Annotated in this window: 16 protein-coding genes; 6 read left to right on the plus strand and 10 right to left on the minus strand. The window is 69.6% G+C overall.

Going from position 1 to position 14,770, the window contains the following annotated elements; translation table 11 throughout:
• Positions 1-74: 74 nt before the first annotated feature.
• Complete coding sequence (locus ACTWQA_RS26765; RefSeq protein WP_443161824.1) at positions 75-836, minus strand: alpha/beta fold hydrolase; 762 nt, start codon at positions 834-836, stop codon at positions 75-77.
• Between the two features lie 58 nt (positions 837-894).
• On the opposite strand from ACTWQA_RS26765, the gene ACTWQA_RS26770 reads away from it, so the two are divergent.
• Positions 895-1,434, plus strand: a complete 540-nt coding sequence (locus ACTWQA_RS26770; protein ID WP_443161825.1) for a PadR family transcriptional regulator — start codon at positions 895-897, stop codon at positions 1,432-1,434.
• A 94-nt stretch (positions 1,435-1,528) separates the two neighbouring features.
• On the plus strand, positions 1,529-1,960 hold the full coding sequence (locus tag ACTWQA_RS26775; RefSeq protein WP_443161826.1) for a hypothetical protein: 432 nt from the start codon (positions 1,529-1,531) through the stop codon (positions 1,958-1,960).
• Here the strand turns inward: ACTWQA_RS26775 and ACTWQA_RS26780 are convergent.
• Positions 1,957-2,838, minus strand: a complete 882-nt coding sequence (locus ACTWQA_RS26780) for a serine protein kinase RIO (RefSeq protein WP_443161827.1) — start codon at positions 2,836-2,838, stop codon at positions 1,957-1,959. The two genes, ACTWQA_RS26775 and ACTWQA_RS26780, sit on opposite strands and share 4 nt — an antisense overlap.
• Positions 2,839-3,329: 491 nt before the next feature.
• Between ACTWQA_RS26780 and ACTWQA_RS26785 the strand changes: the two genes are divergently transcribed.
• Entirely contained in the window at positions 3,330-3,809 is a 480-nt protein-coding gene (locus ACTWQA_RS26785; RefSeq protein ID WP_443161828.1) for a hypothetical protein, read from the plus strand.
• On the opposite strand, the gene ACTWQA_RS26790 is transcribed toward ACTWQA_RS26785, so the two are convergent.
• Together ACTWQA_RS26790 and ACTWQA_RS26795 are read right to left on the minus strand one after the other, a co-directional pair.
• Positions 3,806-4,384: a Uma2 family endonuclease gene (locus ACTWQA_RS26790; protein ID WP_443161829.1), complete on the minus strand. Its 579-nt coding sequence runs from the start codon at positions 4,382-4,384 to the stop codon at positions 3,806-3,808. The two genes, ACTWQA_RS26785 and ACTWQA_RS26790, sit on opposite strands and share 4 nt — an antisense overlap.
• A gap of 58 nt (positions 4,385-4,442) precedes the next feature.
• Positions 4,443-5,048: a hypothetical protein gene (locus tag ACTWQA_RS26795; RefSeq protein ID WP_443161830.1), complete on the minus strand. Its 606-nt coding sequence runs from the start codon at positions 5,046-5,048 to the stop codon at positions 4,443-4,445.
• A 138-nt stretch (positions 5,049-5,186) separates the two neighbouring features.
• On the opposite strand from ACTWQA_RS26795, the gene ACTWQA_RS26800 reads away from it, so the two are divergent.
• Together ACTWQA_RS26800 and ACTWQA_RS26805 are read left to right on the plus strand one after the other, a co-directional pair.
• Positions 5,187-5,948: a glucose 1-dehydrogenase gene (locus ACTWQA_RS26800; protein WP_443161831.1), complete on the plus strand. Its 762-nt coding sequence runs from the start codon at positions 5,187-5,189 to the stop codon at positions 5,946-5,948.
• Positions 5,949-5,951: 3 nt separating this feature from the next.
• A complete protein-coding gene (locus ACTWQA_RS26805) occupies positions 5,952-6,758 on the plus strand; it encodes an alpha/beta fold hydrolase (protein WP_443161832.1) in 807 nt (268 codons plus the stop codon).
• 159 nt (positions 6,759-6,917) lie between these two features.
• Here the strand turns inward: ACTWQA_RS26805 and ACTWQA_RS26810 are convergent, their stop codons facing one another.
• The gene (locus tag ACTWQA_RS26810) at positions 6,918-7,523 is read right to left on the minus strand and encodes a DUF4126 domain-containing protein (protein WP_327583070.1); all 606 of its coding nucleotides are present in this window, start codon (positions 7,521-7,523) and stop codon (positions 6,918-6,920) included.
• 19 nt (positions 7,524-7,542) lie between these two features.
• Positions 7,543-8,448, minus strand: a complete 906-nt coding sequence (locus tag ACTWQA_RS26815; protein ID WP_443161833.1) for a phosphotransferase — start codon at positions 8,446-8,448, stop codon at positions 7,543-7,545.
• A 69-nt stretch (positions 8,449-8,517) separates the two neighbouring features.
• Here ACTWQA_RS26815 and ACTWQA_RS26820 point away from each other — a divergent pair, with 69 nt between their 5' ends.
• Positions 8,518-10,875: a GcvT family protein gene (locus ACTWQA_RS26820; RefSeq protein ID WP_443161834.1), complete on the plus strand. Its 2,358-nt coding sequence runs from the start codon at positions 8,518-8,520 to the stop codon at positions 10,873-10,875.
• Here ACTWQA_RS26820 and ACTWQA_RS26825 read toward each other — a convergent pair.
• The 4 genes from ACTWQA_RS26825 to ACTWQA_RS26840 are packed head-to-tail and all read right to left on the minus strand — an operon-like array spanning position 10,853 to position 14,759.
• Complete coding sequence (locus tag ACTWQA_RS26825) at positions 10,853-11,611, minus strand: GntR family transcriptional regulator (protein WP_305922088.1); 759 nt, start codon at positions 11,609-11,611, stop codon at positions 10,853-10,855. The genes ACTWQA_RS26820 and ACTWQA_RS26825 overlap by 23 nt on opposite strands.
• A gap of 58 nt (positions 11,612-11,669) precedes the next feature.
• Positions 11,670-12,485, minus strand: a complete 816-nt coding sequence (locus ACTWQA_RS26830; RefSeq protein WP_443161835.1) for a carbohydrate ABC transporter permease — start codon at positions 12,483-12,485, stop codon at positions 11,670-11,672.
• A 2-nt stretch (positions 12,486-12,487) separates the two neighbouring features.
• A complete protein-coding gene (locus ACTWQA_RS26835) occupies positions 12,488-13,441 on the minus strand; it encodes a carbohydrate ABC transporter permease (protein WP_443161836.1) in 954 nt (317 codons plus the stop codon).
• Positions 13,431-14,759 (minus strand): ABC transporter substrate-binding protein, encoded by a 1,329-nt coding sequence (locus tag ACTWQA_RS26840; protein ID WP_443161837.1) that lies wholly within the window; start codon positions 14,757-14,759, stop codon positions 13,431-13,433. Before ACTWQA_RS26840 ends, ACTWQA_RS26835 begins: the two co-directional genes overlap by 11 nt.
• Between the last annotated feature and the right edge of the window lie 11 nt (positions 14,760-14,770).

The raw sequence follows: 14,770 nt of genomic DNA on the forward strand, positions 1-14,770 counted from the left end.
GAGATCATCGGGCCGGTCGGTGGTGCAACTGCGCGACGCCGGGTCGGCTGTGAGGCGGTCGGCGCGACAGGGACTTATGGGAGAAGGGTCCTGAGCGTCTGGGCGAAGGCCTCCGGGTTGTCCAGCATGATGTTGTGACCGGACTCGGGGATGCCGAGCACCTGGACGCCGGCCGCGCGCAGGCCGTCGGCCGCCTCCGGCGGGTCGCCCTCCGGGTGCAGGAAGGCGCGGGGGATCGTCAGGGCCTTGAGCATCTCACGCATCGTGGGATCGGTGCCTTGGGCGAGGCTGACGGCCGTGCGGTGCAGACCGCGCAGGTCCGCCAGCCGCATCGTGGACCACCAGTGCGGCCCCACCCGGTCGCGCACCTCCTTCCACCCGTGCGCGACGAACTCCTCCTCCGTGTAGCTCGCGATGCCGTTGCTGCCGGGCCGTACGGGAATCGGGGAGTACGGGTCGAGGTTGGCGTCCACAAGGATCAGGTTGGCGACCAGCTCTGGGTGGTGAGCGGCCAGGACGATGGCCACCGCCCCGCCCATGCTGTGGGCGATCAGCGACGCACCCGCGACCCCGGCCTTGCCCAGCGCCTCGGCCAGCGCGTCGGCATGGGCCTCGAGTGTGTAGGGGAAGTCCTGCGGCCGGTCGCTGATGCCGAAACCGAGCAGGTCGATCAGGAGCGAGCGGTGGCGCGCCAGGAGGGGATGGGCGGCGACCTCCGCGTAGTAGGGGGCCGAGGTGGCGCCGAGGCCGTGAACGTAGACACGGGCCGGCTCCGCGCCCGGCAACTCTACCCAGCGCATGCGAGCGCCGCTGGGGTGGACGATGGCATCATGCATGGCGATCTCCTCATGTATCGGGGCCAATATATATCGGTCCCGAGGTATGATCGTCGTCATGCTGGAGCTGGCGATACTCGGGTTCCTCAGAGATAGGCCACTACACGGATACGACCTGCGTAAACGTGTGGCGGCCCTGATGGGGCACGTGCGCCCGGTGGCCGATGGCACGCTCTACCCGGCGATCAAACGGATGGCCGCGGCCGGATGGCTCGTCAGGAAGGATGAGCCAGGGGCCGCGGCCGCGCCACGGCGCATGCTCTACCTGACGGACGAGGGTCGTGCGGAGCTGGAGCGGCGACTGCGGGAGCCGGACGATCTCGACATCAGCGATGAGAACCGGTGGTTCACGCTGCTGGCGTTCCTCCGTCATCTGGACGAGCCGAAGGAGCAGGGGGCCGTGCTGCGCAGGCGGCTGGCGTTCCTGGAAGAGCCGACCAGCTTCTTCTACGACGGCGACCGGCCGATGGCGGCCGAAGAGTTCGGGGATCCGTTCCGGCAGGGGCTGCTGACCATCGCCCACGCCACCAGCCAGGCCGAGCTGGCCTGGCTCCGCGCCACCATCGACGCCCTGATTGCCCTCGACGGTTCGGCCTGACTCGCCCGCCCTTCTGAGGTCCGCCCGTGACAGTGACGGCGATGCCTGGCGGATAGGATAATCGTGCCGCTGTCTGGATGGGGAGCTGGCGGCTGTGAAGGCATGGCGTGTCCGTTGGTGGGTGCGCATCCTGTCGGTGGCCGCGCTCGCGTTCCCTGTGGCCGGCTTCCTCGCGCCGTCCTGGTTCAACCCGACGTGGGAAGAGGGCCTGCCCGCCGACCAATGGCCGTGGCTGACCGGCATTTTCGTTGTGTTGCTCGTAGTGATGTGGGCCGCGTTCTATGCGCGTGTCGAGTTGGCCGGCGGGCACGTACGTGTGGTCAATCCGTGGCGGACGCACACCTTTTCCGCTCGGGAGGTCGTCGACACGCGGCCAGGTCGCTTCGGGCTTGAGTTCGAACTCAGTTCCGGTAGGAAGGTTGCCGCCTTCGCGATCCAATGCACGCTTGTCTACATAGGGGAAGAACCACGCTGGGTTGGCGTCGCGCGGGCCGTGGAGGCCGCGCGCGACGCGGGCCGCCTCTAGCGGATGATTCCGGTCTCCGCACGTAGAAGCTCGGCGAGGGAGTCCGGGTCGGCGGGGACGCCCTTGGCGGCGAACCAGGTGGCGACGTTACGGGCGTCGCGGTCCAGGAACGACGGGCCGGCCGGGTGGGCGATCACGTCCACGATCTGCGGCAGGTCGATGATCACCAGCCTGCCGTCGTGGACCAGCAGGTTGTACGGAGACAGGTCGCCGTGGGCGAGGCCTTCCCGGGCCAGCGTGGCCATGGCGGCGACCAGCTGTTCCCACAGGTCGTCGAGGCCTTCGGACACCTGGGCGAGGCGCGGGGCCGCGTACCCGTCCGGTGTTCCGATGAACTCCTGCAAGATCTCCGTCCCCACGATCTGCACCGGGTACGGCACCGGAACCCCCAGCTCCCACAGCCTGCACAACGCCCCGAACTCGGCCACCGCCCACTGGGCGGCGATCGCCTGCCTCCCGAACGCGGTGCGGCTGGCCATGGCCCGGTTCATGCGGTTGTCGCGAGTCCTGCGGCCTTCCAGATAGCCGGAGTCGCGATGGAAGAGGCGATGCTCGGTGGAGCGGTATCGCTTGGCGGCCAGCAGGCATACCCGATCCGTGCCCGGCACGCCACGGGAGATCAGGTGGACGTCGGCTTCCTTGCCGGTCTTGAGCACGCCGTGCTCGGTGTCGACGGCTGCCAGCTCGGTGACCAGCCAGTCGGGGTATGGACGGGGACCCTTCTCGGTGGGCGTGCTCTGGTCCCAGGTGGACCAGCGATCACCCTCGGGCGGGCCGTCATCGGCGATGGCGGTGTCGGGAGTGCTCTCGAGCCATGCGATGTCGTCGGCGTCGAGGGCGTGCTTGCCGCGGGTGCGGTGCTGCGAGTGCTTCGGCACGGTGGGATTGCTCCAGGTGTGAGGCCCACCGGCACGTCGATCAGATCAATGAGCACCCGGTGGGAAGGAATGAGGACGCGGAAAACGGCACGCGAACAGTCGTCGTCACGGTCTCACCCTCCCTTCGTGTCGCGGCAAACGATCAACGTGCCTGTGTGTTCAGGTGCCGCAAGCGATTTATCCGGCCCGCTGATGGTCCGCAGTCCGCGGCCGATAATGCGGTGCGGCGGGTCCGGAGCCGCTTGTAGCGTGCGGGCATGCGGCGATGCGGGATGTGCGGTCACTGGGAGCCGGCCGGTGCGCCTGGGTGCGGCCGGTGTGCCGGGCTGGTGGACGAGATCGTCGAGGAGGGTTGGCGGGGCTTTCTCGAGCGTGAGTTCGGAGCGGCGAGCCTGGGGCGGAGAGCGGTAGCTTGCGTGACCAGCGGAGCCCCGTGCGAGCGCGACCATAAACACAGCGCGGCGAGCCTGGGGCGGAGAGCGGTAGTTTGCGTGACCAGCGGAGCCCCGTGCGAGCGCGACCATGGGCAGGGCACGGCCGAGCCGCTCGAGCAGGAGCGTCTGATCGCCGAAATGGTCGTGGACGAGCCCGACAAGCATCCGTGGCGCGTGGTCGACGCCGCTTACGACCGCCTGACCTGTGCGGAATGCGGCGGCAGACTCAGCAGGGGACCGGCCTCGTGCGCCGCCTGCAACCTGGCGAACGGCTTCCGGTATTCGGCCATCGAGGTCGATCGTCCAGGCGTTCCGCCGGGGAACGAGCATGCGCTGCGGGTGAACGTGGCGGTGACGCGCAGACCGTACGGGATCTCGGAGTCGGAGGTGCTGCTGCGGCGACTGTCACTGCCTGTGCTGCTGGACGGCCTGCTGCCCACGAAAGCCCAGGCCCAGGCCACCAAGGCCAAGGCCAATGAGGGCGCTACGGAGGCCGAGCTCGCCGCGCTGGTTTACGGGGAGTGGGGCCGCGCCTAGGCGCGTCGCTGTGCCAACGTGAGGTCGATGTCGACGTCGAATCCGATGTTGGTCTGTAGTCGCTTGTGATGGATGCCGGTGGGGACGTAGGCCCTGACCGTCGGCTCGAGCTCGAAGGTGTAGACGACCGGGAGCCCGCCTTCTTCTTCCACCCGCCAGAAGTACTTGATTCCGGCGTTCGAGTATTTGATCGGCTTCGTGGTCCGGTCCCGCTCCCTGGACTCATCCGAGACCACCTCGACCACGAGGTGCACGTCCTCCGGCTTGAAGGAGGTGAGCTTCATTGAAGTGGTCGCCGACCTGTTTACCACGAGGATGTCGGGCTCCGGCCGCTGGCGCAGGCCCAGAGTGACCGTCATTTCGCGAACGACCTCCAGATGCGCGGGCGGTTGGATGGACTGCTTGATCAGCTCGACCGTGTACAGGTGGAAGAGCGTCTGCGGCGACATCATGATCAGTGACCCATCGATCAGCTCGACGTGCCGTGGCGCGCCGGGGGGAAGATGATCGAGCATGTCGGCGGTCCAGCCACCGGGGGGGCCGGGATAGAACCACTCAGGAAGGGCCATAGTCATCAGTCTGCCTCCTCAGCGTCTTCACGCGGCGCATCTATTGTGCCACGCTTAGTAGCCGTCAGGGCAGGTCTTTGCGTTCCTCCACCGACCGGCGGTAGAGCTCGTCGATCTCCTCCAGCGGGTCCGGTGCCCGGCGGCGGGCCTCGATCTCCAGGTCCGTGCGGGACGTGAGGTCGGCGATGCCGGAGGACGTGTGGTGGACCTGGTCGCCGAGGAGGTCGGCGCGGATGCGGGCGCACATGGCCGTCAGCTTGGCCTGGTGTTCGCGCAGGCGGTCCAGGGTGGCGTGGTCGATGTACGGCGACACGCGGCGCTGCTGGGCGTACATGCCGAGCTGGCCGTCGTGCACGTTGGCCTGTGCCTCGAGGTCGGCCAGAAGCCGCGGCAGGTCGCCGAGCCCCCATCCCTGATGCTGCGCCTGCTCGACCGCCTGGCGGGTGAGCGACACCTCGCGGCGCAGGTCGAGGCGGAGGCGCTCGACCTCGGCGGCGTCGCCCGTGCCCATCGCGTTGACATGCGTGCTCAGCCGCGTCGCGGCCTCCTTGGCCTTGCCTGCCGCCTTCTTGCCCAGCTTGACCAGCAGGTAGACGCCGACGCCCGTCAACAGCAGGAGGAACGCCAGGATCACTAGCACGATGACAAGGACTTCGCCGATCTTCGCCACCCCCTGTTGGTGTTGATGCCTAGAGGATAGTGCGCCGGAGCGGTCTTGGCGCGCATGACCAAGCAAGCCCTTGATACAACCAGAATGCTGTGTTTCAGTTCACATGGTCGCGGCTCAGGGCGGAAGGGGCTGTTGCGGGTGCTTGACGGCAAGGTTGTGATCATCACCGGTGGTGCGAGGGGGATGGGGGCGGCGACCGCGCGGCGGTGCGTCGCGGCCGGTGGCCGGGTCGTGCTCACCGACGTGCTCGTGGAGGAGGGTACGGCCACGGCCAAGGAGCTCGACGCCCGGTTCATCCCGCACGACGTGACGAGCGAGGAGCAGTGGGCGCAGGTGGTCGCGCGGACCGTGGAGGAGTTCGGGCGGCTCGACGGCCTGGTGAACAACGCCGGCATCGCCACCATGGTGCCCATCGAGCAGCAGCCGCTGGAGGAGTTCCAGCGGGTGCTCCAGGTCAACCTGGTCGGCGTCTTCCTGGGGCTCAAGTCCGTGGCCGGCGCCATGCGGACCTCGGGTGGCGGCGCCATCGTCAACCTGTCCTCAGTCGCGGGGCTCTTCGCCTTGCCGGGTACGGGCGGGTACGGCGCGTCCAAGTGGGGCGTGCGCGGCCTCACCAAGATCGCCGCCTTGGAGTTCGGCAAGGACCGCATCCGGGTCAACTCCGTGCATCCGGGCATGATCGTCACCCCCATGACCCAGGGGTTCGGCGCCGTGTCGGGCGAGGGCACCTTCCCCCTGGCCCCGGCCGGGCGGTGGGGTGAGCCGGAGGAGGTCGCGGAGGCGATCGTGTTCCTGCTGTCCGAAGCCGCCTCGTACGTCACCGGCGCCGAGCTCGCCGTCGACGGCGGCTGGACGGCAGGGGAGTCGGCGCTGCTGCCCCGCCCGGAAGAGGTGGGGTGAGCCATGCCGTACGCGGACGTCGGCGACGGCATCAGGATCTTCTACACCGACGACGGGAAAGGCGACGGGCCGCCGCTGCTGCTCGTCCATGGCTGGGGGACCGACTCGCACCAATGGTCCTGGCACATCGACGCGCTGGCGGCCGCCGGGCGCCGGGTGATCGCCGCCGATCTGCGCGGGCACGGCTACTCGTCGGTCCCGGCGACGGGCAACACGCCGCGCATGATGGCCGAGGATCTGAACGCCCTTCTCGACCGCCTCGGCATCCCCCAGGTCGTCGCCGTCGGGCACTCGATGGGTGGCCAGGTGGTGTCGATCCTGGCCGTCGAGCACCCGGACCGGGTACGCGCGCTCGTCGCCCTCGACCCGGGGTACGGCATCACCGACGACATCGCCCAGGGGTTCCCCCAGATGATCGAGGGCCTGCGCGGCGAGCAGCCGCACGCGGTCGCCGAGGCGATCGACGAGTGGTGCACGAACGCCGCCACGCCCGCCGTCATCCGCCGCTGGCACAAGCGCAGGCTGTACGGCATGCCGCCGCACGTGCTCGCCCAGGCGTTCGAGGCCATGTTCACCGCGCCGGACGCCATCGGCGTGCGGCCGGCCAGCGACGACTACCTGGCACGCAGGCGGTGCCCGGTGTTGTCGATCTGGGCGGATCCGGGACGCGCGAGCTGGGAGGCGGGCCTGCTCAAGGTGCCGAAGTCGAAGGTCGTGTGCTGGGAGGGCTCCAGCCATCGGCTGCACGAGGAGCGCCCGGCCGAGTTCGTGCACCTGGTGGGTGGGTGGTTGCGGAGACTGCGCGGGTGAGGGGCCCGGCGGTGCGGAGGCCGCCGGGCCCTCGGCCGTGTGAGCGTGCCAGGGTCGGGGGCCACGGTGGCGCTCACACGTCTTGCGGTTGTTCGCTAACCGGGATCACCGTACGAGGCGCGGCAGGGGCGGCGGATCAACCCGCAGGGGGAGTGGAGGTCAACCCGGAGGCTGACTTCGGGCGGCTCGGCGGCGGGCGCGGAAGCGGCGTACCCGCCTGAACAGCCACCAGGACAGGACGGCGAGCACCAGCAACGCGACGATCACCAGGATCGGGGCGAACACCGCGATCAGGCTCATACCGAGCGACCCCGCGTCCTCCGCCGTGCTCACCACCGGCGCCCCCACGCCTGCCGTGCCCGCGTTGACCACAGGGCGGGCCGCCGCCTTCATCGCGTGCACGGCCAGCGCCACGACGATGCCCAGGAGCCAGCCCACCCACGGGTTCTCCGTCATCCACGTGGACTGCTCCAGTTCGGCGGCGGCGTTCGTGGCCGAGAAGACCACGCCGCCGGAGGCCGGGCGGATCACGGTCTGGATGGCGTCGTTGACGCTGTCGACGGCGGGGACCTTGTCGAGGACCATCTCCGCGGCCAGCAGCACCGCGATCACCGCGAGCACGCCCCAGTTCGACAGCCAGGAGTAGCCGTCGGGCAGCTTCACGGCGTCGGTGACGTTGGACAAGACGCCCACCACCAGGAGCGGGATGTAGGCGTTCAAACCGGCGGCCGTGGACAGGCCAAGACCGGTCAATGCGGCAAGCATGTCACCAAGTCTGCCCGGCCTAGTCCGAACGCGCGGCCTCGTCCATGAGGGACGTCAGTTGGGGCCCGGTGAACTCGGCCACCGCCCGCTCGTACTTCTCCATCCCCCACGACCAGAAATCGAAGTCGATGCTCTCGTTGGCGCCGTCCTGGATCGAGGCCCACAACGTCCAGCCGTACTTGGACATGAGGCCGAGCAGCCGGGCGCGGGCGATCTTGTTGCGGAGCCGGCGGCCGTAGTACGCGGTGACGAGCTCCTCCAGGTGGCCGAGCGGCAGGTCGGACTCGCTCCAGACGTTGCCGAGCTCGAAGCAGGGGTCGTTGTTGCCGGAGTACTCGTAGTCGATCAGCCAGAGGCGCTCGCCGTCGTCGAGGATGTTGCCCGGCAGCAGGTCGTTGTTGCAGGGGACGGTGCCTTCGTCGCGCACAGCCAGACATTTCCGGATTTCAGCGACAGCGGGCATGAAGTCGAGATATTTGGCGGGAAGCCGGAAGCCGCGAGTCTGGACGATCTCCAGGTAGCGCTGCTGGACGTCGAACATGTCGAAGTCGCGCACGAACCGCGGCCCTGCGTGCAGCCGCCGGCACGCTTGCGCCACGCGCGGCAGGTTCGCCGGATCCCGCAGGTCGGCCTCCGTGAACGTCCGCCCCGGCACGAACCCCACGACCAGCACCCCGAGCTCGGGCAGGTATGCGTGCACCGGCGCCCCCACCCCGGCGGCGGCCGCCGCGACCGAGTTCGCGTGCTCGGCGTCCCTGTCGATGGCCAGCAGCGCCCCGTCGCTGGCCCACACGCGCGCCACGTACGCCCCATCGGGTGTGACGACCTTGTAGTTGTGGTTGGTCAGCCCGCCGGGCAACTCCTCGACGGTACGCGGCACGCCGGACAGCAGCGGGATACGATCGAGCACCTCGGGCACGGCCATGCTCGATGCTAGGACGACCCGCGCTAAACGGTCTAGACCTTTTACGGCGTGGCGGCTAGCCTCGCGACCATGAGCGACTCGGCCCGCATCGTGATCATCGGCGGCGGCGTGGGCGGCGCGTCCGTCGCCTACCACCTCACCCAGCTCGGCGAGCGCGACGTGGTCGTGCTCGAGCGGGACGAGCTGACCAGCGGCTCCACCTTCCACTCCGCCGGGCTCGTCGGTCAGCTGCGCGCCGACCCCACGCTGACCCGGATGAACCAATACTCCGTCGAGCTCTACCGCACCCTCGACGCCGGCTGGACCGAATGCGGCGGCATCAAGCTGGCCTCCACGCCGGAGCGGATGGCCGAGATCCGGCGCCAGATCGGGTGGGCGCGGACGTTCGGGCTGCCGCTGGAGGAGATCTCGGTGGCCGAGGCCGTGGAGCTGTTCCCGCTCATGGACCCCGAGGGCGTGGTCGGGGCCGCGTACCTGCCGACGGACGGCCAGATCGACCCGTCGCAGCTGTGCTACGCGCTGGCCGCGCGGGCCCGCGAGGGCGGCGCGACCATCCGCACCGGCACCCGCGTGCTGGGCATCGACGTCGTGAACGGCCGGGTCACCGGGGTCCGCACCGACCAGGGAGACATCGCCTGCGAGATCGTGGTCAACTGCGGCGGCATGTTCGCGGCCGAGATCGGCCGCATGGCAGGCGTGCGAGTCCCCATCGTGCCGATGTCGCACCAGTACGTGGTGACCGACGCCTTCCACGACCACACCGGCCTGCCCACGCTGCGCGACCCCGACCTGCTCGTCTACTACCGGCAGGAGGTGCAGGGCCTGGTCATGGGCGGGTACGAGCGCACCTGCGCGCCCTGGACGGCCGGCCCCAACGCCTACGACTCGGTGCCCGCCGACTTCAACGGCCGCCTCCTGCCCGAGGACTGGCCGAGGCTCGAGGAGATCTTCGACAACTCCCGGACCCGGGTGCCGGCGATGGCCGACATCGGCATCCGCAAGCTGATCAACGGCCCTGAGGCGTTCACCCCCGACAACGAGTTCTGCCTCGGCGAGACCGAGGTGGCCGGGTTCTTCGTGGCCGCCGGGTTCTGCGCGCACGGCATCGCGGGAGCGGGCGGCATCGGCAAGGTGATGGCCGAGTGGATCGTCGAGGGCGAGCCGAGCATGGACCTGTGGCACATGGACGTGCGCCGGTTCGGCCGCCACTACCGCTCGCCGTCGTACACGCTCAAGCGGGCGGTCGAGAACTACGAGACGTACTACGACATCCGCTACCCGGGGCACGAACGGTCGGCGGGGCGGCCCCTGCGGGTCTCGCCCGCCTACGCCTGGCACGCCGCCCACGGGGCCGTCTTCGGGGAGAAATCGGGCTGGGAGCGGGTCAACTACTACGCGACCAACGACGACGGGGGAGGGGAGCGGCCGGCGGGCTGGGCGGGGCGGCTGTGGTCGCCCGCGATCGGAGCCGAGCATCGTGCCACCCGGACCACGGCGGGGCTGTTCGACGAGAGCTCGTTCGCCAAGATCGAGGTCACCGGCGCGGGCGCGGCGCAGCTGCTGGAGTGGGTGTGCGACAACCGGGTCGCCCGGGAGGTGGGCGCGATCACGTACACGCAGGCGCTCAACCGGCGCGGTGGCATCGAGTGCGACTTCACCGTCACCCGGCGCGGCGAGCAGGAGTTCCTCATCGTCACCGGCACCGCGTTCGGCTCCCACGACCTGGGGTGGCTGCGCAAGCAGGCCGCGCACAACGGCTCGACGGTCAGGATCGCCGACGTGACCGGCCAGTACGCCTGCTTCGCCCTGTGGGGTCCGCGGGCCCGCGACATCGTCAAGGAGCTGACGCCGGACCCGATGGATTTCCCGTTCATGTCGTCGCGGGAGATCACCGTGGGGGACGTGCCGGTGCTGGCGCTGCGGGTGACGTTCGTGGGCGAGCACGGCTGGGAGCTCTACTGCTCCAGCGAGTACGGCCTGGCGTTGTGGCAGGCCCTGTGGCGGGCGGGGGAGCCGTACGGACTGGTGGCCGGCGGCTACAAGGCCATCGACAGCCTGCGGCTGGAGAAGGGCTACCGGGTGTGGGGCGCGGACATCGGGCCGGAGACGACGCCGTACGAGGCGGGCCTGGGGTTCTGCGTCAAGCCGGACAAGGACTTCCTCGGCAGGGACGCGTTGGACCCGGCGCCTGAGCGCCGGTTGCGGTGCGTGACGCTGAGCGACCCCACGGCCGTGGCGCTCGGCAACGAGCCCGTCCGGCTGGACGGCCGGGTCGTCACCCGGGTCACCTCCGGCGGATACGGGTACACCGCCCGCGAGTCCATCGCCTACGCCTACCTGCCGGCCGAGACGGGGGCCGAGGTCGAGATCGAGGTCGAGGGGGCGTGGGTGCCGGGCACGGTGGTCAAGACTCCGCTGGTCCCGTGACGCCGCTGCGTACCGCGATGCGGACCCGGTCGGGGCGGAACAGGTCGCGCGCGAACTCCACCGGCGTGCCGTCCGCCGCGTAGGCCGTGCGCTCGATCAGCATGAGCGGCGCGCCCGGCGCGATGCCCAGCTCGGCGGCGTCCCCCGGGCGGGCGATCACCGGGTCGAGGTGCTCGACCGCGGTGCGCGGCTCCAGGTCGTAGTGGGTGGCCAGGAGGGTGTAGAGGGAGCCGGTGAGGTCCTGGTCGAGCAGCCCGGGCAGGTCGGGGAAGTAGGAACGCTCGAGCGCCACCGGCGAGCGCCCGGCCGAGCGCACCCTGGCCACCTCGTGCACGGGCGAGCCCGCCTCGACCTCCAGCGCCCGGGCCACCGTGCCCCTGGCGGGCACCGTCCTGGCCGTCAGGATCCTCGCCTCGGCCCGCAGGTGAGCCCGCCGCATCTGCTCGGTGAACCCGGCCAGGCCCGTCAGGTCGCACTCGATGCGCGGCTCGGCCACGAACGCGCCGCCCGCCCTGCCGGGCACCCTGACCAGCACGCCGTCGTGCTCCAGGGTCGCCAGGGCCTGTCTGAGCGTCATCCTGCTCACGCCGAGCCGCCCGGCCAGCTCCCGCTCGCCGGGCAGCCGGTCGCCCGGCGCCAGCTCGCCCCTGTCGATGGACTCGAGCAGCCATCGCTCGATCTGCACGTGCGCGGGGACGCCGGTGCCACGCTCCAGCTCAGGCGGGGTACCGACCACACCGCATCTTGACATGGGGGCCGGTACCAACGCCAAACCCCCAGCCCTGTGCAGGTGGTCAACCCTTGATGGCGCCCTGGGTGATCCCGCTCACGAAGCTGCGCTGGAAGAGGAGATACACCACGACGATCGGCGCGATGACGATCAAGCAGGCGGCCGCCAGCAGCGGAATGTCCGTTGTGTGCTCGCCCACGAAGAGCCCCAGCCCGCTCGGCGCGGTGCGCCGGTCCGGATCCTGCATCATCACCAGCACCAGCATGAACTGGTTCCACGACCACATGAAGTACAGCACCGACAGCGTGGTGATCGCCGGCCACGAGATGGGCACCAGCACCCGCGCCAGCACGATGAGGTCCCTGGCGCCGTCGATCCGCGCCGCCTCCACGAGCTCCTCGGGCACGTTCGAGAAGTGCGTCTGCATCCAGTAGACCCCGAACGGCATGAACAGGGCCGCCTCGGCCAGGATGATGCCGACGTAGGAGTTGGTGAGGCCGACCTCGCGCAGGTTGAAGTAGAGCGCCACCACGATCAGCTCGATCGGCAGCGTGAGCCCCATCACGAACGCGAACGACAACGTCCGGTGCCCCCACACCCTGAGGATCGCCAGGCCGTAGCCGGCGAGCGTGGCCAGCACCACCGACAGCGGCACCACGAAGACCGCGATCAGCAGGCTCGAGCGCATGAGCGCGGTCATGTTGCCCCGCTCCCAGGCGAGCGTGAAGTTCTCCCACGACCACTGGTCCGGGATGCTCAGCCCGTTGAGCTGCGAGCCGGGCGGATGCAGGGCGGCCAGGATGATGCCGGCGAACGGCACCAGAATCATGACCGCGAGCAGGACGAGCACTCCGTACCTGAGACTGACACCGCCGCGCATGCTCAACTCTCATCCCTGGTGAAGTATCGGACGGCGCTGACGACGGCGACCACGATCACGGTCAGCACGACGGCCAGCGCGCTGGCGCCGCCGATGTCGCCTTCGTTGAAGGCCAGCCGGTAGACCAGCAGGCCGGGCACGTTGGTCTGACCCGCGGGGCCGCCGTTCGTCGTGACGAAGACCAGGTCGAAGCTGGCCAGAGCGGCGATCGTGGTGATGACGCCGGCGACGGTGATCTCCCGGCGCACCCCGGGCAGCGTGACGTGGCGGAACTGCCGGAACGACCCCGCGCCGTCGAGTTTGGCCGCCTCGTACAGGGAGGGGTCGATCTTCTGTGCGCCGGTCAGGAAGAGCATCATGCACAGCCCGCTCATCACCCAGGTGCCGATGAGCCCGAGCGCGACGAGCGCCAGCTGGTAGTCGCCCAGCCAGGCGCGGGTGATCGCGCCCAGCCCCACCACGTCGAGGAACTGGTTGACGACGCCGGCGTCGCTGTAGAGCCACCGCCAGGTGATGCCGACGGCGACGAGCGGAAGCACCTGGGGGAGGAAGAAGACGACGCGGAAGAACGTCATCCCCCGGCGCACCTTCCCCATCAGCAGCGCCGTCATGAGCAGCCCGACGCCGATGGGGATGAACGAGAAGAAGATGATGAGCACGAGGCTGTGCAGGATGGCCTCATACAGCGCCGAGTCCTGAAAGATCTCCACGTAATTGCCGAAGCCCGCCCAGGTGGCCGGCAGGATGCCGTCCCACGTCAGGAGGGACAGGCGCAGCGTGTTCAGCGCCGGCCAGATGGCGAATCCCAGGTAGACCGCGAGCGCGGGCAGCACGTAGAGCCCGCCGCGCGCTCCGCGCCGGCGCGGCGGGCGGGCGGGCGTGGGGGCCGCCCGCCCCCCGCCGCGTGCCTCGACGGCGCGCGGCGGAGAGACGGACGAGGTCAGCTCACGAGCCATGGTGGGCGTCCCACGACTCCTGCAGGGAGCGGAGGAAGGCATCGGGGGCCATCTTGTCGTTGATGAGGCCCTGGATGCCGGGGGTCAGCTTGTCGATCATGCCGGGGGAGGCGAAGTCGGGGAACGGGACGATGCCGTTGTTCTGCGCCACCTGCGAGAAGATGGTCGCGATCTCGCCCCGCAGCCCCTCGGCCCCGAGGTCGGCCTTGGTGTCGACCGGCATGAATCCGCCGTCGAACTCGATCTTGGCCGCTTCCGGCGAGCCCAGGTAGTCGAGGAACGCCGCGGCGACGTTCGGGTTCTTGCTCTTCGCCGAGATGGCGTAGGCGACGCTCGCCCCGGAGGCGACGTTCGCCGGCTTGTCGGCCGATTCCGTGGGCATGAGGAAGAAGCCGACGTCGTTCCCCATCTCGGTCTCCAGGGTGGAGGCGGCCCAGTTACCGGTGATCAGGAACGCGCTGCCGCCCTTGGCGAAGCTCGCCAGTGCGTCGGCGTCCGCGGTGGCGCTCGCCGAGCTGGAGATGTATCCCTTCTTCGCCCAGTCGGTCAGCATCTGGGTGGCCTTCAGCGCGGCGGGGTTCTCGATGGTCGAGCCCTGCTTGCCGTACACCCAGGACCGGTAGTCGGCGACGTCGCCGGTGACGTTGAGCAGCGCGTTCCACAGGTGGAAACCGCCGACCTGGAGCGCGCCGTTGCTCAGCGGCGTGTGGCCGGCGTCCTTGGCCTGCTTCATCGCGGCCTCGAACTCGGCCAGCGTCTTCGGCGTCTCCTTCACGATCTTCTTGTTGTAGAAGACGCCGAGCACGGAGAGCCCGCCGGGCACGGCGTACAGGCTGCCGGTGCCGAACTGCTTGGCCGACTTGTCCGAGCTCAGGACCTCGAGGCTGGCCGGCGGGAACTTCGTGTTCCAGCCGTACGCCTTGGACCACGGGCCCAGGTCCAGGATGAGGCCGGCCGGGACCAGGGAGTTCATCGCGCCTGGGTTGTACTGGGCGATGTCCGGCGCCGCGTCGGACGACATCGCGAGCTTGATGGACTTGATGTAGTCGTTGAACGGCGTCATCTGCTGCTTGATGGTGACGTTCGGGTGCTTCTTGGTGAAGCCGTCGATGAGCGCCTTGGTCGGCGGGTCGTTGGTATAGGCGAGAGTGAGCGTCACCGGGTCGCTGGGGATCGTCGTCGAGACGTCGACCTTCGGCGCCGGGTTGCCGGCCGTGCTGCTGGTGCCCGCGCAGGCCGTCAGGGCGAGTGTCGCCGTGACGCCCAGCGCCACGAGCGCGTGCCGGAGCTCGCGCCGGGCTGGTGTCGTGATACGCATGACCTTTCTCC

This window comes from Nonomuraea sp. 10N515B, assembly GCF_052245915.1.
GTDB lineage: Bacteria > Actinomycetota > Actinomycetes > Streptosporangiales > Streptosporangiaceae > Nonomuraea.